This window comes from Methylorubrum sp. GM97 (assembly GCF_024347855.1).
Classification (GTDB): domain Bacteria; phylum Pseudomonadota; class Alphaproteobacteria; order Rhizobiales; family Beijerinckiaceae; genus Methylobacterium; species Methylobacterium extorquens.
In genome coordinates this window covers 1,957,159-1,982,333 of the sequence record NZ_AP025942.1, presented here as the reverse complement: position 1 = coordinate 1,982,333, position 25,175 = coordinate 1,957,159, and the positions used below count along the sequence as shown (strand labels likewise).

At 69.1% G+C, this 25,175-nt stretch carries 32 protein-coding genes; 19 read left to right on the top strand and 13 right to left on the bottom strand.

Going from position 1 to position 25,175, the window contains the following annotated elements:
* Window positions 1-285 precede the first annotated feature (285 nt).
* Genes MSPGM_RS09280 through MSPGM_RS09265 form a run of 4 tightly spaced genes read right to left on the bottom strand, consistent with a single transcriptional unit; the run spans window position 286 to window position 2,587 of the window.
* Complete coding sequence (locus MSPGM_RS09280; protein ID WP_003602562.1) at window positions 286-1,272, bottom strand: CobW family GTP-binding protein; 987 nt, start codon at window positions 1,270-1,272, stop codon at window positions 286-288.
* Window positions 1,273-1,314: 42 nt separating this feature from the next.
* Window positions 1,315-1,689: a DUF86 domain-containing protein gene (locus MSPGM_RS09275; RefSeq protein WP_003602563.1), complete on the bottom strand. Its 375-nt coding sequence runs from the start codon at window positions 1,687-1,689 to the stop codon at window positions 1,315-1,317.
* The gene (locus MSPGM_RS09270; RefSeq protein WP_003602564.1) at window positions 1,689-1,985 is read right to left on the bottom strand and encodes a nucleotidyltransferase family protein; all 297 of its coding nucleotides are present in this window, start codon (window positions 1,983-1,985) and stop codon (window positions 1,689-1,691) included. Before MSPGM_RS09270 ends, MSPGM_RS09275 begins: the two co-directional genes overlap by 1 nt.
* 26 nt (window positions 1,986-2,011) lie before the next feature.
* A complete protein-coding gene (locus tag MSPGM_RS09265; RefSeq protein WP_003602565.1) occupies window positions 2,012-2,587 on the bottom strand; it encodes a TetR/AcrR family transcriptional regulator in 576 nt (191 codons plus the stop codon).
* 185 nt (window positions 2,588-2,772) lie between these two features.
* Here MSPGM_RS09265 and MSPGM_RS09260 point away from each other — a divergent pair, with 185 nt between their 5' ends.
* From MSPGM_RS09260 to MSPGM_RS09230, 7 genes are all read left to right on the top strand, one after another.
* Complete coding sequence (locus MSPGM_RS09260; protein ID WP_003602567.1) at window positions 2,773-3,705, top strand: quinoprotein relay system zinc metallohydrolase 2; 933 nt, start codon at window positions 2,773-2,775, stop codon at window positions 3,703-3,705.
* 41 nt (window positions 3,706-3,746) lie between these two features.
* Complete coding sequence (locus MSPGM_RS09255) at window positions 3,747-4,562, top strand: quinoprotein dehydrogenase-associated SoxYZ-like carrier (RefSeq protein ID WP_003602569.1); 816 nt, start codon at window positions 3,747-3,749, stop codon at window positions 4,560-4,562.
* A gap of 17 nt (window positions 4,563-4,579) precedes the next feature.
* Window positions 4,580-5,167: a rhodanese-like domain-containing protein gene (locus MSPGM_RS09250; protein ID WP_003602571.1), complete on the top strand. Its 588-nt coding sequence runs from the start codon at window positions 4,580-4,582 to the stop codon at window positions 5,165-5,167.
* A gap of 30 nt (window positions 5,168-5,197) precedes the next feature.
* Window positions 5,198-5,593 (top strand): thioredoxin family protein, encoded by a 396-nt coding sequence (locus MSPGM_RS09245; protein ID WP_003602572.1) that lies wholly within the window; start codon window positions 5,198-5,200, stop codon window positions 5,591-5,593.
* 426 nt (window positions 5,594-6,019) lie between these two features.
* Window positions 6,020-6,844 carry a 3-methyl-2-oxobutanoate hydroxymethyltransferase gene (gene panB, locus MSPGM_RS09240; protein WP_003602574.1) on the top strand — a complete coding sequence of 275 codons (825 nt, stop codon included), beginning with the start codon at window positions 6,020-6,022 and terminating at the stop codon, window positions 6,842-6,844.
* A gap of 153 nt (window positions 6,845-6,997) precedes the next feature.
* On the top strand, window positions 6,998-7,165 hold the full coding sequence (gene rpmG / locus MSPGM_RS09235; protein ID WP_003602581.1) for a 50S ribosomal protein L33: 168 nt from the start codon (window positions 6,998-7,000) through the stop codon (window positions 7,163-7,165).
* Between the two features lie 242 nt (window positions 7,166-7,407).
* Entirely contained in the window at window positions 7,408-7,590 is a 183-nt protein-coding gene (locus MSPGM_RS09230) for a hypothetical protein (RefSeq protein ID WP_003602584.1), read from the top strand.
* A gap of 74 nt (window positions 7,591-7,664) precedes the next feature.
* On the opposite strand, the gene MSPGM_RS09225 is transcribed toward MSPGM_RS09230, so the two are convergent.
* A complete protein-coding gene (locus MSPGM_RS09225) occupies window positions 7,665-8,186 on the bottom strand; it encodes a hypothetical protein (RefSeq protein ID WP_012752602.1) in 522 nt (173 codons plus the stop codon).
* A 166-nt stretch (window positions 8,187-8,352) separates the two neighbouring features.
* Between MSPGM_RS09225 and MSPGM_RS09220 the strand changes: the two genes are divergently transcribed.
* Window positions 8,353-9,489, top strand: a complete 1,137-nt coding sequence (locus MSPGM_RS09220; RefSeq protein ID WP_003607371.1) for a PA0069 family radical SAM protein — start codon at window positions 8,353-8,355, stop codon at window positions 9,487-9,489.
* A gap of 275 nt (window positions 9,490-9,764) precedes the next feature.
* Here MSPGM_RS09220 and MSPGM_RS09215 read toward each other — a convergent pair whose 3' ends face one another.
* Window positions 9,765-10,475 carry a DUF4142 domain-containing protein gene (locus MSPGM_RS09215; protein WP_012253342.1) on the bottom strand — a complete coding sequence of 237 codons (711 nt, stop codon included), beginning with the start codon at window positions 10,473-10,475 and terminating at the stop codon, window positions 9,765-9,767.
* A gap of 170 nt (window positions 10,476-10,645) precedes the next feature.
* Here MSPGM_RS09215 and MSPGM_RS09210 point away from each other — a divergent pair, with 170 nt between their 5' ends.
* The 4 genes from MSPGM_RS09210 to bfr all read left to right on the top strand — a co-directional run bounded on the left by MSPGM_RS09210 (window position 10,646) and on the right by bfr (window position 13,893).
* The gene (locus MSPGM_RS09210; protein WP_261926351.1) at window positions 10,646-11,746 is read left to right on the top strand and encodes an acyltransferase family protein; all 1,101 of its coding nucleotides are present in this window, start codon (window positions 10,646-10,648) and stop codon (window positions 11,744-11,746) included.
* A 113-nt stretch (window positions 11,747-11,859) separates the two neighbouring features.
* Complete coding sequence (locus MSPGM_RS09205; RefSeq protein ID WP_012752600.1) at window positions 11,860-12,723, top strand: universal stress protein; 864 nt, start codon at window positions 11,860-11,862, stop codon at window positions 12,721-12,723.
* Window positions 12,724-13,064: 341 nt separating this feature from the next.
* On the top strand, window positions 13,065-13,355 hold the full coding sequence (locus tag MSPGM_RS09200; RefSeq protein WP_012253339.1) for a bacterioferritin-associated ferredoxin: 291 nt from the start codon (window positions 13,065-13,067) through the stop codon (window positions 13,353-13,355).
* 40 nt (window positions 13,356-13,395) lie between these two features.
* Window positions 13,396-13,893: a bacterioferritin gene (gene bfr, locus MSPGM_RS09195; RefSeq protein ID WP_003604433.1), complete on the top strand. Its 498-nt coding sequence runs from the start codon at window positions 13,396-13,398 to the stop codon at window positions 13,891-13,893.
* Window positions 13,894-13,938: 45 nt separating this feature from the next.
* Here the strand turns inward: bfr and msrA are convergent, their stop codons facing one another.
* Both msrA and msrB read right to left on the bottom strand, forming a co-directional pair.
* Entirely contained in the window at window positions 13,939-14,661 is a 723-nt protein-coding gene (msrA, locus tag MSPGM_RS09190) for a peptide-methionine (S)-S-oxide reductase MsrA (protein WP_003604431.1), read from the bottom strand.
* Window positions 14,662-14,688: 27 nt separating this feature from the next.
* Window positions 14,689-15,192, bottom strand: coding sequence for a peptide-methionine (R)-S-oxide reductase MsrB (gene msrB / locus MSPGM_RS09185; protein WP_003604429.1), 504 nt, complete (start codon window positions 15,190-15,192; stop codon window positions 14,689-14,691).
* 402 nt (window positions 15,193-15,594) lie between these two features.
* Here msrB and MSPGM_RS09180 point away from each other — a divergent pair, with 402 nt between their 5' ends.
* Genes MSPGM_RS09180 through MSPGM_RS09165 form a run of 4 tightly spaced genes read left to right on the top strand, consistent with a single transcriptional unit; the run spans window position 15,595 to window position 18,011 of the window.
* The gene (locus MSPGM_RS09180; RefSeq protein ID WP_003604427.1) at window positions 15,595-16,812 is read left to right on the top strand and encodes a homoserine O-acetyltransferase; all 1,218 of its coding nucleotides are present in this window, start codon (window positions 15,595-15,597) and stop codon (window positions 16,810-16,812) included.
* 6 nt (window positions 16,813-16,818) lie between these two features.
* Complete coding sequence (gene metW / locus MSPGM_RS09175) at window positions 16,819-17,508, top strand: methionine biosynthesis protein MetW (protein ID WP_003604426.1); 690 nt, start codon at window positions 16,819-16,821, stop codon at window positions 17,506-17,508.
* A complete protein-coding gene (locus MSPGM_RS09170) occupies window positions 17,505-17,834 on the top strand; it encodes an AAA family ATPase (protein ID WP_244426897.1) in 330 nt (109 codons plus the stop codon). Before metW ends, MSPGM_RS09170 begins: the two co-directional genes overlap by 4 nt.
* Window positions 17,835-18,011 carry a hypothetical protein gene (locus MSPGM_RS09165; RefSeq protein WP_003604420.1) on the top strand — a complete coding sequence of 59 codons (177 nt, stop codon included), beginning with the start codon at window positions 17,835-17,837 and terminating at the stop codon, window positions 18,009-18,011.
* 3 nt (window positions 18,012-18,014) lie between these two features.
* Here the strand turns inward: MSPGM_RS09165 and MSPGM_RS09160 are convergent, their stop codons facing one another.
* On the bottom strand, window positions 18,015-18,806 hold the full coding sequence (locus tag MSPGM_RS09160) for a lysophospholipid acyltransferase family protein (RefSeq protein ID WP_003604419.1): 792 nt from the start codon (window positions 18,804-18,806) through the stop codon (window positions 18,015-18,017).
* Window positions 18,807-19,237: 431 nt separating this feature from the next.
* Between MSPGM_RS09160 and MSPGM_RS09155 the strand changes: the two genes are divergently transcribed.
* Window positions 19,238-20,164, top strand: coding sequence for a phosphotransferase family protein (locus tag MSPGM_RS09155; RefSeq protein WP_003604417.1), 927 nt, complete (start codon window positions 19,238-19,240; stop codon window positions 20,162-20,164).
* On the opposite strand, the gene ggt is transcribed toward MSPGM_RS09155, so the two are convergent.
* Window positions 20,161-21,993: a gamma-glutamyltransferase gene (gene ggt / locus MSPGM_RS09150; RefSeq protein ID WP_003604415.1), complete on the bottom strand. Its 1,833-nt coding sequence runs from the start codon at window positions 21,991-21,993 to the stop codon at window positions 20,161-20,163. The two genes, MSPGM_RS09155 and ggt, sit on opposite strands and share 4 nt — an antisense overlap.
* Window positions 21,994-22,103: 110 nt before the next feature.
* Here ggt and MSPGM_RS09145 point away from each other — a divergent pair, with 110 nt between their 5' ends.
* On the top strand, window positions 22,104-22,361 hold the full coding sequence (locus tag MSPGM_RS09145; protein WP_209688614.1) for a hypothetical protein: 258 nt from the start codon (window positions 22,104-22,106) through the stop codon (window positions 22,359-22,361).
* 309 nt (window positions 22,362-22,670) lie between these two features.
* On the opposite strand, the gene MSPGM_RS09140 is transcribed toward MSPGM_RS09145, so the two are convergent.
* Both MSPGM_RS09140 and MSPGM_RS09135 read right to left on the bottom strand, forming a co-directional pair.
* Complete coding sequence (locus MSPGM_RS09140; protein WP_003603980.1) at window positions 22,671-22,967, bottom strand: hypothetical protein; 297 nt, start codon at window positions 22,965-22,967, stop codon at window positions 22,671-22,673.
* Between the two features lie 415 nt (window positions 22,968-23,382).
* Entirely contained in the window at window positions 23,383-23,574 is a 192-nt protein-coding gene (locus tag MSPGM_RS09135; RefSeq protein ID WP_003603979.1) for a hypothetical protein, read from the bottom strand.
* A gap of 141 nt (window positions 23,575-23,715) precedes the next feature.
* Here MSPGM_RS09135 and MSPGM_RS09130 point away from each other — a divergent pair, with 141 nt between their 5' ends.
* Window positions 23,716-24,078 carry a hypothetical protein gene (locus MSPGM_RS09130; protein ID WP_003603978.1) on the top strand — a complete coding sequence of 121 codons (363 nt, stop codon included), beginning with the start codon at window positions 23,716-23,718 and terminating at the stop codon, window positions 24,076-24,078.
* 281 nt (window positions 24,079-24,359) lie between these two features.
* Here MSPGM_RS09130 and MSPGM_RS09125 read toward each other — a convergent pair whose 3' ends face one another.
* Window positions 24,360-25,040, bottom strand: coding sequence for an OmpW/AlkL family protein (locus MSPGM_RS09125; RefSeq protein WP_003603977.1), 681 nt, complete (start codon window positions 25,038-25,040; stop codon window positions 24,360-24,362).
* Between the last annotated feature and the right edge of the window lie 135 nt (window positions 25,041-25,175).

Sequence of the window (25,175 nt, the reverse complement as noted above, 5' to 3'; positions counted from 1 at the left end):
CGCGCTCGGCCTCGCGACCACCGTGATCGGTTCCGCGAACGTGTTGCTCAACCTCTGACGCCGAACCCTTCCCCCTGATCGAATCGATCCGGCCGGCAGGCCGGCTCGGAGATCGGCAAGAAGAAAGGGCCGCCCGCGAGGGTGGCCCTTTTTCGTGCGCGGTTTCTGACCCGTGGCGCGTCACTCTGGAGCGCATTCCGACGAAGGGGCCACCGGTTCGTCGGAATCCGCGTCAAAACATGGACCGAGAGCCGCCGGCCTGATGCCGTCAGGTCGGATACGGCTCTAGACCTTGCAGGCGAAAAAGCCTTCGCGGATCGCTTCCGGATCGAGGTTGCGGCCGATGAAGACGACGCGGGAGACGCGCGGCTCGTCGGCGCCCCAATCCCCCTGGACGTCGCCGTCGAGGATCATGTGAACGCCCTGGAAGACGAAGCGCTTGGGCTCGTCGGGAAAGGCGACGATGCCCTTGCAGCGCAGGATGTCCGGCCCCTGAACCTGGGTCAGGTTCGAGATCCAGGGCATGAACTTCTCCGGATCGACCGGGCCGTCGATCTTGGCCGAGACTGACTGCATCTGCTCGTCGTGGTGATGGTGGTGGCCCTCCTCCAGGAAGTCGGGCTCCACGTCGAGGATGCGCGCGAGGTCGAAGGCGTTGCGGTCGAGCACCTGATCGAGCGGGATCGCGCAGCGCTCGGTGCGATGGATCTTGGCCCAGGGGTTGATCGCGCGGATCTGGCCCTCGACCCGGTCGAGGTCTGCCCCTGAGACGAGGTCGGACTTGTTGAGCAGGATCACGTCGGCGAAGGCGATCTGATTCTTGGCCTCGGGCGCGTCGGCGAGCCGGTCGGTCAGCCACTTGGCGTCGGCCACTGTCACCACCGCGTCGAGCCGGGCGGCCTCGCCGACATCCTGATCGACGAAGAAGGTCTGGGCCACGGGGGCCGGGTCGGCCAGTCCCGTGGTCTCGACGATGATCGCGTCGAACTTGCCGCGGCGCTTCACCAGCCCGTCCATGATGCGGATCAGGTCGCCGCGCACGGTGCAGCAGACGCAGCCGTTGTTCATCTCGAACACTTCCTCGTCGGCCCCGACCACGAGGTCGTTGTCGATGCCGATCTCGCCGAACTCGTTGACGATCACGGCGTAGCGCTTGCCGTGCTGTTCGGTGAGGATGCGGTTGAGCAGCGTCGTCTTGCCGGCTCCGAGATAGCCGGTGAGCACGGTCACCGGGATCTTCTGGGAGGCAGCGAGGGGGGAAGCATCGGACATGGAAGGCCTGGGTCGATTGCGCGGTGACGGAACGTCAGGCTGTTATATTGTATCAACGGGGTCGGATGGAAGATCGCCGGCCTGCGCCTGAAGCGCTTCGATGGCGATGCGCAGGCGCGGCAACTCATCGACGACCACGTTCCAGAGAATCTGCGCTGACAAGCCGTGATACTCGTGCCGCAGGATGTTTCCGATGGCGCGCACCTGATGCCAGGGAATCTCAGGCCTCAGTGCCTTGATGGAATCCGGCAAGGCGCGGCTCGCCTCCGAGATGATCTCGATGCCTCGCTCGACGCCGTGCTTCAGCAACCAGTTCCGGCAAAAGGCGTCGAAGTCCTGTCCTGCCGTCGCTTGAGCGATTCCGTCGAGGGCAGCCAGCATGTCGTCCAGAGCGTGGCGATAGTCACGCCGAGCCATCAGAACACGCGAAGCGCCGAGGCTTCGATCCGGTCCCGTAACCGAGGGTGCAGCCCGTCGCGGGTTGTGACGTCGATCGCGGTCCCGAGCCGGTCTTCCAGCAGCAGCTTGATGCCGACGAGGTCGAAGGCGTTGAAGCGGCTCGCGGGATCATAATCGATGAAGAGGTCGAGGTCGCTGTCGGCGCGCGCCTCGCCCCGAGCCGTGGAGCCGAACAGGTAGAGCGATGTGGCGCCCATGGTGCGCACCGCGTCGGCACTGTCGCGAAGGCGGGTGATGGCCTCCATCCTGTCCATCGGGCGCTCCTTCCGGCGCCAGTCTATCAGGACTTGTTCACCGGCCGCAGCCCCTCGCTCAGGGCCGCCAGCGTCCGCCCGAACCCCTCCGGCCCGGCAAGGAACCGCTCCAGCAGCAGCGAACCCTCCAGCGTCGCCACGATCATCCGGGCATGGGCCTGCGGGTCGAGGCCGGCGCGGACGCTGCCGGAGATCTGCCCCTCCTCGATCACGCCGGCGAGCCATGCGATGTGCTTTTCGAAGAAGGCGGTGATGGCGCGGCGCAGGGCCTCGGGCAGCGTCTCCAGCTCGACGGCGAGCGCCGCGCACAGGCAGCCGAGCCCGCGCTCAACTCCGCCGAGATAGAGCCGGCCATAAGCCTCGATCCGGGCGACCCCGTCGGCGGTCTGGCCGGAGATGTCGTCGAGCGCCGCGTCGTAGCGCGCGTCGTAGGCCTCGATCAGCGCCTGGGCGAGCGCTTCCTTGGTGCGGAAATGGTGGTGGATGCTCGCCTTGCGGATGCCGACCGCCTCGGCGAGGTCGGCGTAGCTGAAGCCGGAATAGCCCCGGCCGCGCACCAGGATCTCGGCCTCGCTGAGGAGCGATGCGCGCGTGTCTCTCATCATCCGTCCGTTCGTATCGGGCCGATCACGTGCTCGCGACGGCTCCGCCCGTTCGCGATGGTGGCACTTGACGGCGCAAAAATCTACCTACTAGATGGTTTGCACTATATCGATAAATTCACCGGGAGGAAGCGGCCGATGGCGGCACGGATGTGCCCAGGTGACGAGTCCGGCGGAGGCGGGCGTTGAGCGCCCCCGTCACACGCCGCACGGCTCTGTTCGGCGGGTTCTGCCTGTGCTGCCTGCCGCGGGCGGGCTTTGCCGTCGATGCCATGACGATGGAGGAGGTCGCACCCGGCACCTTCATCCGGCGCGGGCCCGATGCCGAGGCGACGCCGGAGAACGCCGACGGTATCGCCAATATCGGCTTCATCATCGGGCGGGACGGGGTGCTCGTCACCGAATCCGGCGGCAGCCTCGCCGACGGGCAGTGGCTGCGCCGGGAGATCGCCCGGCGCACCGACAAGCCGGTCCGCTACGTGATGCTCACCCACGTGCATCCCGATCATGTCTTCGGCGCTGCGGCCTTCCGCGGCGACAACCCGACCTTCGTCGGACATGCCGGCCTGCGCGGCGCCCTCGATGCGCGGGGCGCGTTCTACCGCCAGCGACTCGCCGAGATCCTCGGGGAGGAGAAGGCGGGAGAGGTGGTCTACCCGGCCATGGAGGTGAAGGAGGGTGCCGAGATCGATCTCGGCGACCGCACCCTCCGGCTCACCGCCCACGGCAATGCGCATACGAGCTGCGACCTGTCGATGCTCGACACCGGCAGCGGGCTGCTGTTCCCGGCCGACCTGCTTTTCGTCGGCCGAGTCCCGTCGCTCGACGGCAGCCTGCTCGGCTGGTTCAAGGAGATCGAGCGGCTGAAGGCGGTGGGCGCCACCGACGCCGTGCCGGGCCACGGCCCAACGCGGGTGGCGTTCGCGCCGGCGATGGCCGACCTCGCGCGTTATCTCTCGGCACTGCGCGACGAAACCCGCAAGGCGGTGGCCACAAGCGTGCCGATCGAGACCGCGGTTCGGACCGTTGCGCTGGGGGAGAAAGACCATTGGGCGCTGTTCGACACCTATAACGGCCGCAACGTCACCCAGGCCTATCAAGAACTCGAGTGGGAATAAGTTCGCCCCCGTCTCGGGGGCTTCCGGGAAGGAAACGCGCCATGAAACGCCTGATGCTTGCCCTCAGCCTGACGCTCTCCGCAGCGGCGCTCGCGCCCGCTCCGGTGCTGGCCGGCGCCACCGACACCGACGAGGAGCGCGCGGCCCGCTGGACCGAGATCAAGACGTCGATCTTCGGTGACCGGAAAGTCGAGGCCAGCGAGAGCGCCGTAAAGATTGATGCGCCCGCCCGCGCCCTCGACGCCGCCCTGGTGCCGATCGGCCTGACGCTCGCCGACAAGGACAGCGTGAAGGGCCTCTACTTCATCATCGACGACAACCCGTCGCCCTACGCGGCGCACTTCACCTTCGGCCCGGCCGCCGACCCGGGCGAGATCAAGATGCGGGTGCGGGTGAACAACTACACCAACGTCCATGCGGTGGTGGAGACCAAGGACGGGCGGCTCCTCGAATCGGCCAAGTTCGTCAAAGCCTCCGGCGGCTGCTCGGCGCCGATGGGCATGAGCGACGAGGAGGCGATGAAGGGCATGGGCGAGATGCGCATGAAGTTCGTCGGCGACGTCCAGCCCGGCAAGCCGGCCGAGGCGACGCTGATGGTGCGCCACCCGAACTTCTCGGGGATGCAGATGAACCAGCTCACCCGCGACTACACCCCGGCCCGCTACATCCAGAAGCTCGATGTGACCTACGGCGACAAACTCGTGTTCAGCCTCGACGGCGACATCTCCATCGCCTCGAACCCGGTCATCAACTTCGCCTTCAAGCCCGAGGGGCAGGGTGCGCTCAAGGTCACGGCTGCGGACAACCAAGAGGGGCGCTGGGCGCAGTCCTTCCCGGTTCCGTCCGCGAGCAATTGACGCCGATGGGGAGAAGCATGCGGGTGATCGCGAGACATGCGGCGTTCGCCGCCCTCGGCCTAATGCTGGGCGCGGCCGGTCCGGCCGACTCGCCGGTCAACGTGCCGGAGCCCGAGGGGCTCTATACCGGACCGCCGAAGGGCTACACCCCGGCGACGCTCAAGGGGGCGACGGTCATCGACCTGAAAGGGCTCGAAAAGCTGCTGCCGGAGGGGCCGGTCCTCATCGATGTGGTGCTGGCTGACCGCCGGCCCGAGGGACTGCCCGCCGACCGGCCCTGGCTGCCGACGCACCGCTCGCTCCCCGGCGCGGTCTGGATGCCGGGCGCGGGCGGCGCACCGCTGGCGCCGGAGAAGGAGGAGGCTTTCCTGCGGCGGGTCGCCGAACTGACCGGCGGCGACCGGGCCAAGCCCGTCGTGACCTTCTGCCGGCCGGAATGCTGGGGGAGCTGGAACGCCGGCAAGCGGCTGGTCGCGGCCGGCTACAGCCGCGTCCACTGGTTCCCCCCCGGCGTCGAGGGTTGGCAGGACGACCACGACACCGCCGTCGCCAAGCCCGATCCGGCCTGGACGCACGCGGACAGCGCGCGCGCGCCGCAGCGCTGAGCGTGTGAACGAGATGCCGGGAGGACACCGATGACGAACCGCCGGCACGTTCTCATCCTTGCGGCGGCCTTCCTGGCCGGTAACCTGCCCGGTTCCAGCCAGGCCGCCGATCCCACCGCCTACGACCAGAGCGCCTTCGAGGCGGCGCAGGCGGCTGGGCGGCCGATCCTCGTGCAGATCTCGGCGCCGTGGTGCCCGATCTGCCGCGCGCAGAAGCCGATCCTGGCCGCGCTCTCCGCTGACCCGCGCTTCAAGACGCTTGCCGTCTTCACGATCGACTTCGACGCTCAGCGCGACCTCGTGCGCCGGTTCGGGGCGCAGATGCAGAGCACGCTCATCGTCTACAAGGGCGGCACCGAGGTTGCCCGCTCGGTCGGCGAGACCCAGCCCGAATGGATCGAACAGCTCCTCGAAAAAGCGCTCTGACACCTTTTCGCCATGATTCGGCCAAGTGCGCTCAAGAGTCTAAATTTCCAGCAATCTCAACCGCCTCGATCTTCAGGCTATACCATTGACACCGACCGAGATGTGGCGGAAAAACGGCAAGCCCGGAGGCGGTCTGAAGTCTAGGGAGGAAACGCCCGAAAAGGGCGAGCAGGGCGACCGAAGCGCATTTCACGTCGATGGCCGGCCGCCGCTTTCGGCGGCCGTCGCGTGAAGGAGCCGGAACGCCGCAGGAGAAGGCAGGCCCCTCCGGGCGATCCTTTTCGTCGTGACACTTCGCATCCGATCCACCGGAACCGACCCAATGACCTCCTGCGGGGCGGCGCGAACGGGCTTATAGAGGCGTTCCGCACGCCGCGCCCGATCCGACGGGCGCCCCCGGGAACGCCAGACTCCGGATCACGAGCCATGTCGCAGGTCGTTCAAACGCGTCGTCTCCAGGCGGTCGATCTGATCAAGCGCAAGGCCGAGGGGCGCAAGATCATTTCGCTCACCGCCTATCACGCCCACACCGCGGGCATCGTCGATGCCTATTGCGACTTCGTACTGGTGGGTGATTCCCTCGGCATGGTCATGCACGGCATGGAATCGACCCTGCCGGTGACCCTGGAGATGATGATCCTCCAGGCCCAGGCCGTGATGCGCGGCACCTCCCGCGCCCTGGTCGTGGTCGACATGCCGTTCGGCTCCTACGAGGCGAGCCGCGAACAGGCCTTCCTCAACGCCGCCCGCGTCCTCAAGGAGACGGGGGCCGGAGCGATCAAGCTGGAGGGCGGGGCGCGCTTTGCTGAAACGGTCGCGTTCCTGACCGAGCGGGGCGTGCCGGTGATGGGCCATATCGGCCTGACCCCCCAATCGGTGAACACGATGGGCGGCTTCAAGGTGCAGGGGCACGGGGCCGGCGACGAGGACCGCCTACGGGCCGATGCCCGCGCGATCAGCGATGCGGGCGCCTTCGCTATCGTGCTGGAGGGCATCGTCGAGCCGGTGGCGCGGGCCATCGCCACCGACCCCGCGATCCGCGCGGCGACCATCGGCATCGGCGCCACCGCCGCCTGCGACGGGCAGATCCTCGTGCTCGAAGACATGCTGGGCCTGAGCGATCGGGTGCCGCGCTTCGTCAAGAGCTACGGCTCGCTGCGCGCCCATATCGAGGAGGCTGTGCGCGCCTATGCCGACGAGGTGCAGGCGGGCCGCTTCCCGGCCGAGGGGCACACCTACCCGCCGCGGTGAGTGGGTCGTACGGTCCGTGGCTTGACGAAACGCCCCCCATCGGGCATTGACCGCGCCGGAATTCGGCCGGGGCTTCCCGGCCTTTTGCGTTTCGCCCGCGCTGGCGCCGCCACCAGCGAATCGCCCCTCGACCCGCTTTAGGAGCGCCACGCCATGGCCAAGGCCGTTACCGTCAAGATCCGCCTCGTCTCGACCGCCGACACGGGCTACTTCTACGTCACGAAGAAGAACTCCCGCACGCAGACCGAGAAGATGGTCATGAAGAAGTATGACCCGGTCGCGCGCAAGCACGTCGAGTTCAAGGAAGCTAAGATCAAGTAAGGCGGTCGCGCCGAACTCCCGGACGCCGACCGCCTTCGGGCCGCGTCGGCGCAACCGGGGGCGCGGCACGAAGCGTCCGCTTCTTCGCGAAGCGATGCGGCAGGGCCGCTCCGGCATCGGAGCGGCTTTTTCGCATTGCGGCGGCTGCTTCATTCCGGTCTCGCCGGATCCTCACGAATTGCCGACGAAGCGGGGCGGCGCGGCGTAACGCTCGCGCAAGCGATCGCGTCTAGGGTCGGCGCATGAACGCCTTGCCCAGCTGCCTCGCTCCGGCCGGTATCGGCCTCACCATCGCCTCGGCCGCCACCGTCCTTGAACGGTCCGGCTACGCGCATTCAGCCGAGATCACCTTGGGGGCCGCCCTGGTGGCGACCGCGCTCGTGGTGCTGATGCGCGCAGCCCCGACGTGGTTCCGGGTGAGCTGACGTTTTCGCCAGGGCGCTTTCGCCAGGACGCTTGCGCTAAGACGTTTTCGCCGGGACGCTGCCGGTCGTGGGCCTCAGGCGCGGTCGAGCCGGGCCGTCAGCATCCGCACCTTGAGGCGGGGCGAGAACGGCAGGCCCGCGAGCACCCGCTCCCGCCGCACCACATCGCCCGCCCGCAATCCGCGCGCGCCGACAACGCCCTCCCCTCGCGCGACGATCCGAGCCGGTAGCGCACTGTGGGCCCGCCGCATCCGGCCGAGCGCCATGTCCGGCCGCGCCGTGCCGACGAAGCGGTCGAGGCTGCGGATCCAGCCCTCCGCCGGGATGTCGCCAGGCTCCAGGCAGAGCAACCACTCGCGCCGCGCCACCCGCGCGCCCGCGCCCCATGGGTTAGCGCCGGGCGGGCGCACCACCAGGGTCGCGCCGCTGCCCTCGGCCACCGTCTCCAACGCGGGGCAGGCCTGAGCCGTCACGATCACCGCATCGCCCACGAGCCCGGCCGCCACGCCCGCGACGAGTGCGCTCAGCGTGTCGGCGAGGCACTCGATCGCAGCGGGGTCGGCGGATCGCGCCACATGGATGAGGCCGGAGATCATGCGGGGGCGAATACCCGATTTTCCGCCCTCGCAAAGCACTCGTTGCATTGCCCCGGCCTTCGACGGCCCCGGAGGACGGACAAAGTCCGCACCTGCACGAAACTTGTGCATCCCCGCTTTCCATGTTCGCTTTATGTTCTTAAGACAATCGCGAGCGTGGCAGACGGTGGGGCTCGGGGTGGGGAACGGACAGACGCCGCTTCGGGGTAAACCGGGCGGCTTCTCACACGACGGCTCCCGGGTCGCGCCGGAGGCGCGGCGCGGTCGCGGGGCGACCGCCAACCCGGAGGGGCGCTTCGAGGCGACCCGGCACGAGACCTTCGACGATGGCTGGCCGGAGGAGGCGGAGCGCGTGCGGCGCACGGAGGTGACGCCGGAACGCGCCCGCCACATCATCACCCGCAACGCCTCGCCGGACATCTCGTTCGACCGGTCGATCAATCCGTATCGCGGCTGTGAGCACGGCTGCGTCTACTGCTTCGCCCGGCCGAACCACGGCTATGTCGGGCTCTCGCCGGGGCTCGATTTCGAGACGCGGCTGTTTTCCAAACCCGATGCGGCGGCCCTGCTGGAGCGCGAGCTGTCGGCGCCGGGCTACCAGCCACGGACCATCGCGCTCGGCACCGCGACCGACCCCTACCAGCCGATCGAGCGCACGCACGGCATCACCCGCGCCGTGCTGGAGGTGCTGGCCCGCTTCCGCCATCCGGTCGGCATCGTCACGAAGTCGAACCTGATCCTGCGCGACCGCGATCTCCTCGCCGAGATGGCGGCGCAGAACCTCGTGAAGGTGGCGATCTCCGTGACCACCCTCGACCCGGATCTCGCCCGCCGCATGGAGCCGCGCGCGCCGCATCCGCGCAAGCGCCTGGAGGCGATCCGTGCTTTGAGCGAGGCGGGCGTGCCGGTGATGGCGATCGCCGCGCCCATCATCCCCTCGCTCAACGATCACGAGATCGAAGCGATTCTCGAAGCGGCCCGGACGGCGGGGGCGCGAGAGGCCAACTACGTTCTGCTGCGCCTGCCGCACGAACTCGACGAGTTGGTCGGCGACTGGTTCTCGGAGCATTATCCGGGGCGCAAGGCGCACGTCTTCTCCCTGCTGAGCGGGGCGCGCGGCGGCAAAACCTACGATGCCGCCTTCGGCACCCGCATGATCGGCCAGGGCCCCTATGCCGACCTGATCCGCCGCCGCTTCGCCCTGGCCAAGCGTCGCCTCGGCTATCCGGACGAGCCCGTGCGCCAGACGACGGAGCTGTTCCGCCGGCCGGAGAGAGCGGGGGATCAGCTCGCTTTGTTCTGAACCGCGACTCCGGCCCAACGGGCGCGGGCTCTTCGGGGGAACGAAGCGAGCGTGACGGCTCGGCTATGGCCGTCTCGGCCTGCCCGCTGCGCCGGGGTCATCCGGGCGTTTGCGGTGCGGTTCGCCCACCGCTCGCGGAGGATGCGCGGGGCGATCGATTGAAGGGATGGATTCGCGATCCGGCAAACGAAAAGAAGCGGCGGACCCGAAGGTCCGCCGCTTCCCGATGTTCGTATCTCGCTGGTTCGTACCAGGCTGGGCTGCGATGGGCCGCCTTAGCGGGCGCCGGGAAGGCGCTGGGCGTGGGCGTAGTGCTGCTGGAGCACCGGCAGGGCCTGCTGGGCGTAGTTGCGCAGGGCCGGGTTCGGGCCGGACTGGGCGTAGGACTGCGCCATGCTGATCGACATCTGGTGCGCCATCACCTGCTGCTGGCCGTAGACACGGTCGAAGCGGGCGCCGGGCGGGGTGGCGTTCAGCTCGGCCAGCATCTGCTGCTGCTGCGGGTTCGGCGGCACGACGGTGGTGCCCGCGGTGCTGTCGACGTCGAAGGCCTGTGCGCCGGCGGCGGCGCCGCGGCTCAGACCGGTGCCGGCACCTTCGAGCGCGCCGACCGGACCGCCCTGCAGGGTGCCGCCGACCACGCCGGTCGCGACGCCGGTGGCCGCACCGACCGCACCGCCGGCGATGGCGAGCGGAGCCTCGACCAGACCGCCGACGAGACCGCCGGGACCGGCCTGACGGGCGGCCATGTAGTTGCGCTCGCCGCCGGCCAGGGCGACGTTGGCGGCCTGATGGTCACGAAGCGCCTCACGGGCATAGGCCCGCACCGACGGGTTGCGGCTCTTCTGGAGCGCGATCTGGGCGGACTGGATCTCGAAGGCATTTGCCTGCATGGCGTCCAGGCGGAAATCGCCTCCGACCTGGGCGAAGGCGGGGGTCGCCATGGCGACGACGAGTGCGGACGCAGCAGCGTATTTCTTCAGCATACCAAACCTCAAATATCGGATTTTCGACATACAAACTGGCCTCAGAAACCGGATGAAACGGTCAAGGCCGTGAAGATCACTTCGACGCGACAACGACGACCTTCCACGGTGGTTCCCGAAATTTGAATAAGCTTTTTCATCCCGACCCTATCCGGGGAAAACTGGTCCTCGTGCAGGGACTACGGGCCCTGGCCGCGCTGATGCTGGTCGTTCACCACGCCCAGAACGAGGCTGCGGCCCTGGCCGGGCGGACGGGAACTGACTTCGTCGCGCGCCACGGGCTGCCCTGGCCGGCGGGCGTCGACATCTTCTTCGTCATCTCCGGCTTCATCATCGTCCACGCGGCGGCACCGCTCTACGGGCGTCCCGGAGCGCGGAGCCGCTTTGCCGCCCACCGCATCGCCCGCCTCGTCCCGCTCTATTGGCTGGTGACCGGGCTCTACCTCGCCCTCGGTCTCGCAGCGCCGGCCCTGCTCAGCGGCGAGGGCGGCGCGCCCGACGTCGCCCGCACCCTCGCCTCGTTCCTGTTCTGGCCGATGGCCCGGCCCGACGGGGCGGTGCTGCCGCTCTACGGCCTGGGCTGGACCCTGAACTACGAGATGGCCTTCTACGCCCTCTTCGCCCTCGGCCTCGGTTTCTCGCGGCGCGGGGCCGTGGCGTGGCTCGCCGGCGCCCTGGCGCTCCTCGTTCTCGTCGGGCGTCTGATGCCCGCGCCACCGGTCCCCCTCGCTTTCTGGTCCGATCCGATCGTCCTCGAATTCGCGCTCGGCGCCGGGCTCGCGCTCCTGCGGGCCGAGGGGCTGCGCCTGGTTTCGCCGGTTCGGATCGCGCTCGCCGCAGCGGGTCTGTTCGGGCTTGCCGCCAATGCAAACCTGTCCGCCGAGCCGGTTGCCCGCTTGCTCGGCTGGGGCCTGCCCGCCGCTTTCCTCGTGGCGGCGGCGGTCCTCGGCCGGGACCGGCCCGAGGCCGTGCGCGCCGGGATCGGCGCCTGGTTTCTCGGCGCGGCCGAACGACTGGGCGACGCCTCCTATGCCCTCTACCTGATCCATCCGTTCGTGCTGCGGGCGGTCCGCGAGGGGCTGCTGCGCACCGGCCTCGCGCCGCTGCTCGGACCCTGGCCGAGCCTCGTCGTGATGGTCGCGCTGACGCTGCCGGCCGCGCTCCTCGTCCACCGGCTGGTGGAGCGGCCCCTGACCCGCCTCGTCCGCCGCGGGCTCGACCCCGCACCCGCTGTCGAGGTGTCGAAAAGCGCCGTGACGCCCGAGAGATGAGGCGGGGATGACAGCGGGATGACGACGTCATGGGCAGTTTTCCCGAACCCCGTTTCGCACTAGCCTCCGGCCGTCACGTCCCTCTCGTTCCTCGCACGCCGCGGAGGCCGGCCATGAAGACCCTGCTCGTTCCGGTCACCCTCCACGACGCCCTGCCCTCCGTCTTCGCCACGGCGGTGCTGGTGGCGCGCCGCTTCGGCAGCCTGATCGAGGGCGTGGCCCTGCGCCCGGCGCTCGCCGAATACGTGCCCGTGGACATGGTCGGCGGCATGACGTGGCTGCGCGACGAGGAGGCCGACCAGGCCGAGGCGCAGGATGCGGGCCAGCGCTTCGTGGCGGCGATGGAGGCGGCCGGCCTGCCCCGGCGCGAACCCGGCGCCTCCTGCGCCCCGGATGCGGTGGCCAATGCCGGACCGCGCTACCGCTGGCAGCCCGACGTGCCGCCGGGCGACGCCTTCCTCGGCCAGTACGCGCGGCTGTTCTCGGCGACCGTCGTCGGGCGTCCCGGTGCCGATGACGGGTCGCCCCGCATGACCACTTTCGAGACCGCCCTGTTCGAGAGCGGGCGCCCGATCCTTCTCGCCCCGCCGGTCGCGCCGGCTTGCCTCGGCGAGGCGGTCCTGATCGCCTGGAACGGCTCGACCGAGACGGCCAGAGCCCTCGCCTTCGCCATGCCCTTCCTGCGCCGCGCCCGGCGGGTGCTCGTGGTCAGCGCCGAGGGCGGCATGGTGCCGGGCCCGAGCGCGGAGGACGTGGCGCGATCGCTGGCATGCGAAGGCATCGAGGCCGCCCACAAGGCGCTGCCCGCCGGTCGCCGCACCCCTGGCGAACTCTACCTCGACACCGCTGAATCGTTCGGCTGCGACCTTCTGATCAAGGGCGCCTACACCCAGAGCCGCCTGCGCCAGATGATCTTCGGCGGGCCGACCAGCCACATCCTGTCGCACGCGACCGTGCCGGTGCTGATGGCGCATTGAGCGGCGCGACCGGCGGCTCCAAAGGTTGGCAGCCGAATTTTGCGTTTTCGGCGAAGGCGTTCGCTCAAGTGCGCCCTGGTAGATGACGATCCCGTGGCGCCGCGACGGCGGCCGCGACGAAGGCTCGCGCCGCATTCAATCGTGCCCGTCAGGAGTTGCCAGAGTCCGGATCGGCGGCTAAAGTCCTGAAAAGCTTGAAGTTTTCAATCATTCTAATCTGCGTCTGCCTCAAATCGGCCGGTTTCCGGTGGCCTTGAGCGGCGCGAATGATCGGAGGCTTCGGGCTGCGCGGCTCTCGCGGGCCGGGCTTCCCCGACAGGCACGACAGGTTGCGATCCCGCATGATTGTCTGCTCTTGCAACGTCCTCTCCGACGGACAGGTGCGCGCGTGCCTGCAGCCGGGTCCGGGCTGTCCCCGCACCCCGGCACAGGTCTATGGCTGTCTCGGCTGCAGTCCGAAATGCGGACGCTGCGCGCGCACCATCCGCTCGATCCTGCGCAACGCCTTGGACGAAGCGCAGGCGCACACCGCCGCGCATGGCAGTGCACATGCCTGCTCGACGGCCTGTGAAGCGTCTTGCAGTTTGGGATCATTCCAAACTACAAGGGAGCCAGAGGGCGTCGCAGCCTGAGACGATCACTCGTCCCGACGCCTCACGAGGAGAGAGGTGAATGAAGGGCGACGCTAAGGTCATCGAGTATCTCAACCGCGGCTTGCGCAGCGAGCTGACGGCGGTCAGCCAGTACTGGCTGCACTTCCGCCTGCTGAACGATTGGGGCTACGTCGATCTCGCCAAGTTCTGGCGCAAGGAATCCATCGAAGAGATGAACCACGCGGATCGGTTCATCGACCGGATCCTGTTCCTCGACGGATTTCCGAACCTGCAGGAACTCGATCCCCTGCGCATCGGCCAGAACGTTCAGGAGATCATCGAGTGCGACCTCGCCGCCGAGAACGAGGCGCGCTCGCTCTATCTCGAAGCCGCCAAGTACTGCGACTCGATCAATGACCGTGTCTCCAAGCGGCTGTTCGAAGATCTGGCCGAGGACGAGGAAGGCCATATCGACTTCCTCGAGACCCAGCTCGACCTGATCGGCCAGATCGGCCTGCCGCTCTACGCCCAGCGCCATGTCGGCGGCCTGGAGCAGATCGCGCCCGAGAAGGAGTGATCCTTCTCTTCCCCTCCCCTCTCGTGGGGAGGGGAGAAAGTCGCCTCAAGCCGGCGGGCGGCCCACCAGCACCGGCTGCGCGTTCGCCCGCTCGGGGAACAGCGCCTTCAGATCCCGCAGCTTCGGCACGTCGTTGACGGCGATGTAGCTGTTGGTCGGGTGAAGCGTCATGTAATCCTGGTGATAGGCTTCCGCCGGGTAGAAGGCGCCGCTCTCGATCTTGGTGGCGATGGGCTTCGAAAAAACCTTCGTCCCATCAAGCTGGGCGATATAGGCCTTGGCGACCGTGGCCTGTTCCGCATCCGCGGGGAACAGCGCCGAACGGTATTGCGGGCCGGTATCGGGGCCCTGCCGGTTCACCTCGGTCGGGTCGAGCGCCACCGAGAAGAAGATCTGCAGCAGCTCGTCGTAGCGGACCAAAGCCGGATCGTAGGTGACCTGCACCGCTTCCGCATGCGCGGTACGGCCGGTACCGACCTCGTCGTAGCGGGCGCTCGCCCGGGTGCCGCCGGCATAGCCCGAGACTGCGTTCGTCACGCCTTTCACGTGCTGGAACACACCCTGCACGCCCCAGAAGCAGCCGCCCGCGAAGGTCGCCGTGCGCAGGCCCGACCCCTCCTTGGCGGTCATCGCCGCCTCGGGCAGGCGTTGCCCACCATCCTCCGCGGAGGCGGGCGCCAGGGGCAAGGCCGCACCGGCGAGCAGGGCGAGGCCGGCCAGGCCGCCGACGAGGCGGGATGCGCGGGGACGGAAGCGTTCGCGGGTCATGATCCTGAATCCCTCTCGATCCACATGTCAGGCCGGGCCGTCGGCGGCGGGCTCGAAGCGCAGGGAGACGCCGTTCATGCAATAGCGCAGCCCGGTCGGCTTCGGGCCGTCCTCGAAGACGTGGCCGAGATGGCCGCCGCAGCGGCGGCAATGCACCTCCGTGCGCCGCATGCCGTAGGCGCTGTCGACCTGCGTGCCGACCGCGCCAGGCAGAGTTTCGAAGAAGCTCGGCCAGCCGGTGCCGCTCTCGAACTTGGTCTTCGACGAGAACAGCGGCAGATCGCAGCCGGCGCAGACGAAGCGGCCCGGACGCTTCTCGCCGTTGAGCGGGCTCGTATAGGCCCGCTCGGTGCCGTGCTCGCGCAACACCTGGTAGGCGGCGGGGGAGAGCCGCGCGCGCCACTCGGCCTCGGATTTCTCGACCTCGAAGCCCGCCGCCGAGGCGGGACCGGTCATCACGGCTGTCAGGCGGGAGGCCGCGAGGAGGCCGAGCAGCGAGGCTCCGGCACGCAAGGTCTGGCGGCGGTTCATGCGCGAGGACTCCGATGGGCTGCGGTCCGCCGGCTCCGAAGGAAGACGGGCTCCCCCGATGCCGGCGACGTGACGAGGATGATCAATCGCGCGCAATCGATAGCACGAAACCGGTAGGGCCGCCGCGAAGACGAACCGCCGCAGGCCGGTCCGGTCTCGGCGTCACCGGCGCAGCCCTCGGGTCTCTTCGCCCGGTTGTCCCGGATCTGCCCTCCGTGCCGCGTTGACGCTCGGGGATGCGCACATTACCTCCAATGATCAGCCGGCCAAGACAGGCTCCCAATCAGGCCCTCAAGCCATGCTCGCGGGTGCATCGTCTCACCCGCCCGCCCTCAAGACCGGCGGGACCGTCGGTGCCGGGCTGCTTGGGACCGGTTCCAGGGCCGGCACCCGGGACACGCGATGGATTCCACCCTCACCCAGAACGCCGAGCGCGGCGCTGAGAGCGTCCAGCGGGACGATGCGCGCCGTGCGGTCTACGAGGCCTCGCCGGCGTCCGACCCGCGCAGCCCGGTGATGCTGTTTTCCGCCGACGAACCGCTCGCGATGGATTCCGGGGCCCGCCTCGGCCCGTTCCAGATCGCCTACCAGACCGCCGGCACCCTCAACGCGGCGCGTTCCAACGCGGTGCTGATCTGCCACGCGCTTACCGGCGACCAGCATTTCGCGCAGCCCCACCCCGTGACGGGCAAGCCCGGCTGGTGGGAAACGCTGGTCGGTCCGGGCAAGCCGGTCGATACCAACCGTTACTTCGTCGTCTGCTCGAACGTCATCGGGTCGTGCATGGGCTCGACCGGGCCTGCCTCGCTCAACCCGGAGACGGGACGCCCCTACGGTCTCGATTTCCCGCTGGTGACGATCCGCGACATGGTCCGCGCCCAGGCGATGCTGCTCGACCGGCTCGGCATCCCCGACCTGTTCCTCTGTATCGGCGGCTCGATGGGCGGGATGCAGGTGCTGCAATGGGCCTCGCTCTTCCCCGAGCGGGTGTTCGCCGCCATGCCCATCGCCACCGGCGCGCGGCACTCGGCGCAGAACATCGCCTTCCACGAGGTCGGCCGGCAGGCGATCATGGCCGACCCAGCCTGGGAAGAGGGCCGCTATCTCGAGGCCGGCACACGGCCGTCCAAGGGTCTCGGCGTCGCGCGGATGGGCGCGCACATCACCTACCTGTCCGAGCCGGCCTTGCACCGCAAGTTCGGCCGCCGCCTGCAGAACCGGGCGGCGCCGACCTTCTCCTTCAACGCCGACTTCCAGATCGAGAGCTATCTGCGCCACCAGGGGCTCAGCTTCGTCGAGCGGTTCGACGCCAACGCCTACCTCTACCTGACGCGGGCGATGGACTATTTCGACCTCGCCGAGGACCATGGCGGCGTGCTGGGCAACGCGTTCCGCGGCTCGAAGACCCGCTTCTGCGTGATGTCCTTCACCTCGGACTGGCTGTTCCCGACCGCCGATTCCCGCGCCATCGTCCACGCGCTGAATGCGGTGGCCGCCCCCGTCGCCTTCGTAGAAGTCGAGAGCGACAAGGGCCACGACGCCTTCCTGCTCGACGAGCCGGCGATGTTCTCCGCCGCCAAGGGCTTCATCGACGCCGCCGCCCGGGCGCGAGGATTGTAGAACACGATGAGCGAGAGCTTCACCGATGCCGCCTCCGGCGTTCCCTGGGAGGCCGCCGAAGCGCTGCCCCGTGGCGAGGGCACGGCGCGCGTCGATCATATCGTCGTGCTCGGCCTCGTGCCGCCGGGCGCGCGCGTCCTCGACATCGGCTGCGGCGACGGCTCGCTGCTGGCGCTTCTGCGCGACCGCCGCGGCGTCGATGGCCGCGGCATCGAATTGTCGCGCGAAGGCGTCAACGCCTGCCTCGCCCGCGGCCTGCCGGTGATCCAGGGCGACGCCGACACCGATCTCGCCAACTATCCCGACGACGCGTTCGACGTCGTGGTCCTGTCCCAGACGATCCAGGCGACCCGCAATCCGCGCATCGTGCTGGAGCACCTTTTGCGGATCGGGCGGCAGGTCATCATCTCGTTCCCGAATTTCGGCCATTGGCGGGTGCGGGCCGAACTCGCCTTCCGCGGGCGGATGCCGGTCACCGAGATCATGCCGGAGACGTGGTACGAGACCCCCAACATCCACCACTGCACGATCCGCGACTTCGTCGGCCTGTGCCGGGATGTCGGCGCCCGCATCGAGAAGGCCACCGCCCTCGACGCGCGGGGCCGGCCGATGCGCTTCTCGATGCCGTGGTGGTTCTGGAACCTGATCGGCGCGCAGGGCGTGTTCCTGCTGCGGCGCGGGGCCGGGCGGGGGTGAGACCTTCGCCCCGGCGAATGGTGATCCTCGGGCCGCCGGGCAGCGGGAAATCGACCCTGGCCCAGCAACTCGGCGCCCGGCACGGCCTGCCGGCGTTCCATCTCGACCGCGCCTATTGGCGACCCGGCTGGATCGAGGCCGAGCCCGCCGCCTTCCGCGCCGAGGTCGAGCGGATCGCCGCCCTCCCCGCCTGGGTCATCGACGGCAACTATACCGACACGATCGCGCCCCGGTTCGCGCGCGCCGACACGGTGATCTACCTCGACATGCCGGCTTGGCGCTGCACGGCGCGGGTGCTGCGGCGGACGCTGTCGAGCTTGGGGTAGGTGCGGCCCGAAGGACCCAAAGGCTGCCCGGAGCAGCTCACCCTCGAATTCCTGCGCGACACCGCGAGTTGGAACCGCATCCGCCGGGCGCGCCACCTCGCCCTCGTCGAGAGCTTTGCCGGTCACCGGGTCGTTCTGCGTGGGTCCTCCGCCGTCCGCCGCTTCGCGGCCGGCTGATCTTCACAGCGTCCCGGATGTCTCCGGTGCGGGCGTCGAACCGCCCATCGCCACGGCGATCGGGTGGCCGTGGCGGGCGAGGTCGTCCCGGCCCTCCGCCAGCAGCGCGTCGGAGGCCGTCTCGATGCGGGTCTGCAACTCCTTGAGGAAGGCGGGACGCGCCAGCCCCGGCGGGATGACCGGCAGGAACTCGATCACTGTCGTACCCGGCATCCGGCGAAAGCCGCGACGGCGCCAGTAGAGGCCGGTGTTCAGCGCCACCGGCAGGCAGGGCACGTTCAGCGCGGCGTAGAGGTGGGAGGCGCCCTGCTTGTACGCGGGCAGCGCGCCGGCCGGGCGGCGGGTACCCTCGGGGAAGATGATGAGCTGGCGCCCGTCGCGGATGGCCTGCGCCGCCGCCTTGTTCATCGCCGCCATCGCCCTTGTGCCCTTCGAGCGGTCGATCGGCACCATGCCGCCCCGGGCGAAGTACCAGCCGACCACCGGAATCCACATCAGCTCGCGCTTGAGCACGTAGCCGAAATCATCAAACGGGATCGTGAGCGCCAGCGTCTCCAGCGCGGATTGATGCTTGGCGGCGACCAGCAGCGGGCCCTTCGGAATGTTCTCCAGGCCGCGGAACTCCACCCGCGTCCCGCCGATCACGCGCAGCAGGAACACCACCGTGCGGCCCCAGAACTGCGCCACCCGGATCGTGGCCTTGCGCCAGGCAAGCGCCGGACTTCCCAGGATCGCGATCAGGCCCGTCGCGACGTAGAAGGAGAGGTTGAAGGCGAGCGAGCGGAAGAGGAGCATCGGTGGTCCGCGTGAGGATGGCGCTCCTTTACCGTGTGCGCCTGCGCTTGCCCACCGCCGGGCCGAGGAAACCCGTCGCGCGGCGTAGCACCCGCCTCCACCGCTTTTCCGGCCAGCCGCCGATCCGATGAAAGGCTTCCATCCGGGGGGGATTCAGCGCCCGGTGCCATGATCGGTGATCGATGCAGGGCAGGCCGCGGAGATCCTCGGCATACAAGATGGTGTCATCTTAGTTTTTGTAATTATAATTATAGAAAATTACTTTTGTTACTGAACTTTGGCGACACTGAACGCCGGCAACCGACACCTATTCGAATTAGCAAATGAGATTTGCCGACGAATAGCCTGGCTGTATCAAGATAGCGAGGGGGACGGATGGGCTTGTTCGCATGCGAGCGAGCCTGTCTCGGAGCGTGCTCGGAGCCGCAGCCATGATCCGTGCCCTGTCGACCCGTGCCCTATCCTTGCCTGGACAGGCCCCTCCCGCCGCGGTGCCGGATCGCATCGGGGCCGGCCGCAGTTCCGAGGTCTTCGCCGCAGGGCCGGACCGGGTGGTGAAGCTCTACCGGCAGCCCTTCGAGCCGGAGGCGGTTGCGAACGAGTGGGCCGCGAGCCGCCTCGCCCATGGTTTCGGCCTGCCGGTGCCGAAGGCGCTCGGCATCATCCGACGGGCCGAGCGCACCGGGATCCTGTTCGCGCGCCTCGATGGTTCGCCGATGACGGTGCGCTACGCCTACAACCCGGTCGGGCTGATGATGGCGCTGCGCCGCGTGGCACGGGTTCAGCACGCGATCCATGCCTGTCCCGCCCCCGGCCTGCCCTCGCAGCATGACGGTCTCCGGGCCCAGATCGAGGGCGCGCGGGTGCCGGAGCCCTTGCGGCAGGCGGCGCTCGCGGCCCTCGACCGCCTGCCGAGGGGCGACCGCCTCTGTCACGGCGACGTGCATCCCGGCAACGTGATCGCGACCTCGGCCGGGCTCCGCTTGATCGACTGGCAGAAGGCCGCCGCGGGCGATCCGGCCGCCGACGTGGCCCGCTCCGAACTGATGCTGCGCTACGGGCGGCTCGGTCCGGCCTGGTTCAGCCGGCTTCGCCCCGTGCGGATGGCGCGTCGGCTGATCGCGGCGTGGTACGTGCACGCCTACCGCGCGGCGAGCGGCCTGCCGCGGGAGGCCATCGCCGCGTGGCGCCTGCCGGTCGCGGTCTCACGCCTGTTCGGGCGCCCCTCCGACACCGACGCCGAATTGCTGGCGGCGATCGAGAAGCTGGCGCGCAAAAAACCGGATTTCGAAAAGGCGAGCCTTTTCGCGGGTCCAGGGCAGAGCCCTGGTCGAGGGCAGCCGAAGCGATTTTTCTAAGGCCCCTCGGCCAGCGTCCCCCGCTGACGCGGGTCGGAGGCGCCGGCGAGCAGGCCATCCTCGGCCATCACCGAATTGGCCGAGCCCGAGGTCGCGCCAACCTTTACGGTGTGGCCCTTGGCCCGCAGCAGCGCCAGCGTATCGGGCGAGACGCCCTCCTCGGCCATCAGCACGTCGGGCTGCCACTGGTGGTGGATGCGCGGCGCGGCGACCGCCTGGGCGAGGTTCATGCGGAAATCGAGCACGTTCACGATGACCTGAAGCGTGGTCGTGATGATGCGGCTGCCGCCGGGACTGCCGGTGACGAGAAACAGCCGGCCGTCCCGGAACACGAAGGTGGGTGTCATCGAGGAGAGCGGGCGCGCGCCCGGCGCCACGGCGTTGGCCTCGCCGCCGACGAGGCCGTAGGCGTTGCGCGCGCCGGTCTTGGCGGAGAAGTCGTCCATCTCGTTGTTGAGCAGCACGCCCGTCCCTTCGGCGACCAGTCCGATCCCGTAGGAGAAGTTCAGCGTATAGGTGTTGGAGACGGCGTTCCCCTCCCCGTCCACCACCGAGAAATGCGTGGTCTGGTCGGATTCGTAGGGCAGCGGGTTGCCGGCGCGCACCTCCGTGGCAGACTTTGCCCGCTCCGGATCGATCTTCTCGCGCAGGGTGGCGGCATAGGGCTTGGCGGTCAGCCCCGCGACCGGAACCTGCGTGCGCGACGGGTCGCCGAGCCAGGTGGCGCGGTCGGCATAGGCCGGCTTCATCGCCTCGGCGAGCGTGTGCAGCGCCCCCGCGCTGCCCGCGCCCATGCCGGCGAGGTCGTAGCCTTCGAGGATGTTGAGGATCTCGATGAGATGCACCCCGCCGGAACTCGGCGGCGGCATCGAGACAATCTCGTAGCCGCGATAGGTGCCGCGCACCGGCATGCGGATCTCCGGCCGGTAGGCGGCGAGGTCGGCCGCGGTCATGATCCCGCCCGCGCCCTGCACGGCCGCCGCGATCTTGTCAGCGATCGGCCCCTCGTAGAAGGCGTCCGGTCCGCGCTCGGCGATCGCCTTCAGGGTGTCGGCCAGATCGGTCTGGCGCAACGTCGCGCCGCGGGGGAGCACGTGGTCGCCCTCGAAGAACACCGCCCGGCTCGACGGCCATTGCCCGAGCAGGCCGGACGCCCGCGGCAGGGAATCCGCCAGCCCCGATTCGACCGGGATGCCGTCGCGGGCGAGCTTTTCCGCCGGGGCGATGAGGTCGGCCAGCGTGAGCTTGCCCGAGCCGTAGCGCCTGTGGGCCTCGGCGAGGCCGCGCACCGTGCCGGGCACGCCCACTGCCTTGCCGGTCCGGGTGGAGGCGGCGCGATCGGGCTCCCCTTGCGGGTTCAGGAACATGTCGGCGGTGGACGCGGCCGGGGCGGTCTCGCGGTAGTCGATCGCGATGGTTTCCCCAGCGGCGTCCTTCGCTGCTTGCTGACCCGTTTCGCTGTCCGCCTCTTTGGCCGAGGCGCGGTGCACCATCATGAAGCCGCCGCCGCCGAGATTGCCCGCCCGCGGCAGGGTGACGGCGAGCGCGAAGCCGACCGCCACCGCCGCATCGACGGCGTTGCCGCCCCTCCTCAGGATCTCGACGCCGACGCGGGTGGCGAGTGCGTCCTGCGACGACACCATGCCGCGCCGGGCAAGAACCGGCAGCAGGCGGGCCTCGTCCGACTGGATCGGCGGCGGTTCGGGCGCGGGCGGCACCGCTTGTGCCTGCGCCTGGGCTTGGGCTTGCGCCTGGGCCGGAAACGGCACCGCCAGGGAGGCGACGAGGAGAAGTGCGAGGGCGGAGCGAACGGGTGAAGTCGGGCTCATGCCCCAAGCTTATCGCAAATGCGGGGCGCAGCCACGCTCCCCGCGAACGACCTTTTGTCCTTCGGCGCGCCCCATGCGGGACGAGGCGCGCCTTGTTCGGGCACCGTTGCGTGCGACGCCGGCCAGCGCCTGTCGCGGCGAAGTTCTATCGCCCGCTCAAGGCCGGCCCGCCCGCAGTACCGCCGGTGCCGGGCGGTCCGCTGGTGGGCGTGCCGCCGATCACGGCGCCGGGCGTGCCGCCGACGACGGCCGGCTTGTTGGGGGTGCCGACCGGGGCGCCGGCCGTGCTCGGGCCGGGCACGGGCTGCGAGCCCGTAGCCGAAGCCTTCGGGCTCGGCGGCGAGGGCTGTGCATCCGCACCGGCCTGAGCCATGGCGGCCGCCGGGAGGCTCACTATCAGAGCCAGCGCGATCGTCGTGAGCCGCATAAGATGTCCTGTCCGAGGCAAAGGGTGTCCCTCAACCCGGCGGAGCCGGGAAAGTTCGCCTCGGTCGATCACGATTGTCCTCGGTTCGAGAACGCGCCTCGACGCGGTGGAAACCGGTTCGGCGATCGGACAGCGCGCCGAAGCGACAGCCGCCGGACGCCGACCCGATGGCATCAGGCCGGCGCCGCTAACCCACTGTTTTAATGGGTATTCTTTCGATACAGCGGTGACCGCTTCGTCGGAATGCGCCCTAGCGATAGCCGAGCCGGTAACGGGGGGCGGACCCGGCCGGATCGTACAGGTGCGACTCCGTGCGCCGCATACGGCGGATCCGGTGCTCGGCTTCCGTCGGCTGGTGATAGCGCAGCGATTCCTGATGCGCGTGGAAGTGATGATCCCAGTGACTCGTGCTGGGATGCCAATCCACGCTCTGGGCCGGGTTACCAGCGATGACGTCCGGCTGGGGTAGGGCGGGAGCGGCAGAGGCCGCCGTTACACCGAGGGAGCCGAGCACGAGGCTGGCTGCGAGGATGGGGACGATCCGCATCGCTTTGTGTCTCCTCCACGCACGATGATTGCGCGTTCCAATATGTCATAAAACGTTCACAAACCGATTTTTCGTCCCGTGCGATTGGAGGGAGCCGTGACAAAAATCTCAAAAATGATCGGAATTTAATGGGCGGCGTGCCGTGCCGCACCGGCTCGGCATCTCCGCCCCGCGCGCCCGGACGATTCGCGCACTGCGTGTCCCGCTGGATCGGCGTGCAACGCGTGTCGGGAATCAACGGGGGGCTTGGCCGGGTGCCGTCCCGCCGTCGCTCGGCGGCTAGAAGGCAGGCATCAGGATGCCGGCGCCTGGCCCCCGAACATGCGGAGGCGTGACGCTGGCACCGGTCGTGATGATGTGAGGTGACTGTGACGGCTGGCGCCGGGCTCAGACCTTCGCCAGCCGGACGCGCGGGTTAGGCGGCGTCCTCGGTGTCGTCGCCGTCGAGGATCGTCTCCAGATCGCCGGTGAGCGCATCGAGTTGATCGGCGCTCGCCCGGATCTTGAATTTCGTTCCGTCCTCGGCTTCCACCGCGATCTCGATGTGGTCCTCGACCTTGGCGGCGAGCGCCTGCTTGAGCGTATAGGTGGTCACGTCCTTGGCCATTCGGCTTCCTGTCGGCGGTGTATCGTTGGGAGGTGGGAAGCGCCGTAAGGCGAAGTCGTTCCCTCGATCGTCCCGTCATCGGCGCATGCGGCCGGCGATCCGTTAAGTCGGCCTTGATGGCTTCGGGGGCATCTCGCCGCCATGAACGCGCCACGGCTTCTCCTTGCCCTGTTCGTGATCGGCGGCAGCCTGGGCGCCGACGCCGCGGCGGCGCGCACGCGCGATCTCGGAGATCTCGAAGCGGCCTGGCATGACTGCGTCCGCGAGGCCTATCTCCGGCAACCGCCGGGCCAGAGCCGGGCCGGGGCGCAGCGCAACGTCCTCGACGAGTGCCGGGAACACGAGGACCAGTTGGTGGCCGCCACCATGCTCGAACACGCCCGCCAGGACGAGGCCGCGCGACGGGCCGGCCTCCCCCTGACGGCCCGGGCGGGCGCCTGGGCTGCCTCCGTCGCGGCCTACGTCGTCGATCCCGTCACATCCTGGCTGCAGGGGTGGCGCTAGAGCGCCTTCCGACGACGGGGCCACCGGTTCGCCGAGAGAAGGCGCGTCACGACAAGGACCGAGAGCCGCCGGCCCGATGCCATCAGGTCGGCTCCAGCGCTCGGCGTTCCCGTTACGCTCAGGCAATCCGCCGTGTGATCCTTTCAGGCTCGTGCCCACGAGCGCGAACGGGACCGGACACGGCCTTGGTGCATGACCCCGTCCCTCGTCGCCCGTTTTCGCGAAGGAACGATGATTCCTTCGACAGGCTCCGATCGGGCCGCGCCGAACCCGGCCGCCGATCAGAAGCGGTAGCCGATGCCCGCGCCGATGATCAGCATGTCGAGCCGCACCGTGGTGGTGCCGGAACCGATCCGGGAGACCTGCGGCGGCAGGAAGATCTTCTTGCACTCCATGTTGGCGTACCAGTTGCCGCCGAGGTGATAATCGAAGCCGGCCTGAAGCATCGGCCCCAGTTGCGGATCGGCCTTCATCTCGGTGATGAGAGGCTTGGCCGGCTCGTAGGCGATCGGGTGGGTGTAGCCCGCACCCGCGCCGATATAGGGGTTGAAGGGGCCGTGCGGGAGGAAGTGGAACTGGACCGCGCCGGTCATGGCGAAGCTCCAGGTCGAGCCGATCGTCAGGTCGCCGATCAACGACCCGCGGATCGAGGTCTTGGTCGAGACCACGCCGAGCTGACCGGCCACCGCGAAATGATCGGACAGGAAATACGTCACGTCGAGATCCGGCAGGGCGCGTGCCGGGGTGATGACGCGGCCGCCGATCGGCTCGACCCGGGAGAACTGGCCGACCGGGATGGAGCCGACGACGCGGCCGCGGACCAGGAAGCTGCCCGCGGTCAGCCCGCTTTCGGGAACCGTCTTCATCGCCGGCTCGGCGGCCTGAGAGGCGGCGGAGACCCCGATCAGGCCGACCCCGAGAACGCCGAACACGGCGGCGAGACGGCTCGATCGCGCCGCCATCGGCTTCGCCCCCGACGCCCCGCGCCGAACGGGTCTCCGTCTGCGCGGCGCGCAGGCGAGACGACGGTCCCGCCCGGAGGACGGAAGGGACGAGGCAGGCTGGTCGAGCATGAGTTCTGTTTTTCGAATCTCGAG

Excerpts from the sequence above, each read along its gene's own strand:
- MSPGM_RS09280 (WP_003602562.1), bottom strand. The coding sequence starts at position 1,272 with ATGTCCGATGCTTCCCCCCTCGCTGCCTCCCAGAAGATCCCGGTGACC.
- MSPGM_RS09275 (WP_003602563.1), bottom strand. The coding sequence starts at position 1,689 with ATGGCTCGGCGTGACTATCGCCACGCTCTGGACGACATGCTGGCTGCC.
- MSPGM_RS09270 (WP_003602564.1), bottom strand. The coding sequence starts at position 1,985 with ATGGACAGGATGGAGGCCATCACCCGCCTTCGCGACAGTGCCGACGCG.
- MSPGM_RS09265 (WP_003602565.1), bottom strand. The coding sequence starts at position 2,587 with ATGAGAGACACGCGCGCATCGCTCCTCAGCGAGGCCGAGATCCTGGTG.
- MSPGM_RS09255 (WP_003602569.1), top strand. The coding sequence starts at position 3,747 with ATGAAACGCCTGATGCTTGCCCTCAGCCTGACGCTCTCCGCAGCGGCG.
- MSPGM_RS09250 (WP_003602571.1), top strand. The coding sequence starts at position 4,580 with ATGCGGGTGATCGCGAGACATGCGGCGTTCGCCGCCCTCGGCCTAATG.
- MSPGM_RS09245 (WP_003602572.1), top strand. The coding sequence starts at position 5,198 with ATGACGAACCGCCGGCACGTTCTCATCCTTGCGGCGGCCTTCCTGGCC.
- panB (WP_003602574.1), top strand. The coding sequence starts at position 6,020 with ATGTCGCAGGTCGTTCAAACGCGTCGTCTCCAGGCGGTCGATCTGATC.
- rpmG (WP_003602581.1), top strand. The coding sequence starts at position 6,998 with ATGGCCAAGGCCGTTACCGTCAAGATCCGCCTCGTCTCGACCGCCGAC.
- MSPGM_RS09230 (WP_003602584.1), top strand. The coding sequence starts at position 7,408 with ATGAACGCCTTGCCCAGCTGCCTCGCTCCGGCCGGTATCGGCCTCACC.
- MSPGM_RS09225 (WP_012752602.1), bottom strand. The coding sequence starts at position 8,186 with ATGATCTCCGGCCTCATCCATGTGGCGCGATCCGCCGACCCCGCTGCG.
- MSPGM_RS09215 (WP_012253342.1), bottom strand. The coding sequence starts at position 10,475 with ATGCTGAAGAAATACGCTGCTGCGTCCGCACTCGTCGTCGCCATGGCG.
- MSPGM_RS09205 (WP_012752600.1), top strand. The coding sequence starts at position 11,860 with ATGAAGACCCTGCTCGTTCCGGTCACCCTCCACGACGCCCTGCCCTCC.
- MSPGM_RS09200 (WP_012253339.1), top strand. The coding sequence starts at position 13,065 with ATGATTGTCTGCTCTTGCAACGTCCTCTCCGACGGACAGGTGCGCGCG.
- bfr (WP_003604433.1), top strand. The coding sequence starts at position 13,396 with ATGAAGGGCGACGCTAAGGTCATCGAGTATCTCAACCGCGGCTTGCGC.
- msrA (WP_003604431.1), bottom strand. The coding sequence starts at position 14,661 with ATGACCCGCGAACGCTTCCGTCCCCGCGCATCCCGCCTCGTCGGCGGC.
- msrB (WP_003604429.1), bottom strand. The coding sequence starts at position 15,192 with ATGAACCGCCGCCAGACCTTGCGTGCCGGAGCCTCGCTGCTCGGCCTC.
- MSPGM_RS09180 (WP_003604427.1), top strand. The coding sequence starts at position 15,595 with ATGGATTCCACCCTCACCCAGAACGCCGAGCGCGGCGCTGAGAGCGTC.
- metW (WP_003604426.1), top strand. The coding sequence starts at position 16,819 with ATGAGCGAGAGCTTCACCGATGCCGCCTCCGGCGTTCCCTGGGAGGCC.
- MSPGM_RS09160 (WP_003604419.1), bottom strand. The coding sequence starts at position 18,806 with ATGCTCCTCTTCCGCTCGCTCGCCTTCAACCTCTCCTTCTACGTCGCG.
- MSPGM_RS09155 (WP_003604417.1), top strand. The coding sequence starts at position 19,238 with ATGATCCGTGCCCTGTCGACCCGTGCCCTATCCTTGCCTGGACAGGCC.
- ggt (WP_003604415.1), bottom strand. The coding sequence starts at position 21,993 with ATGAGCCCGACTTCACCCGTTCGCTCCGCCCTCGCACTTCTCCTCGTC.
- MSPGM_RS09140 (WP_003603980.1), bottom strand. The coding sequence starts at position 22,967 with ATGCGGATCGTCCCCATCCTCGCAGCCAGCCTCGTGCTCGGCTCCCTC.
- MSPGM_RS09135 (WP_003603979.1), bottom strand. The coding sequence starts at position 23,574 with ATGGCCAAGGACGTGACCACCTATACGCTCAAGCAGGCGCTCGCCGCC.
- MSPGM_RS09130 (WP_003603978.1), top strand. The coding sequence starts at position 23,716 with ATGAACGCGCCACGGCTTCTCCTTGCCCTGTTCGTGATCGGCGGCAGC.
- MSPGM_RS09125 (WP_003603977.1), bottom strand. The coding sequence starts at position 25,040 with ATGGCGGCGCGATCGAGCCGTCTCGCCGCCGTGTTCGGCGTTCTCGGG.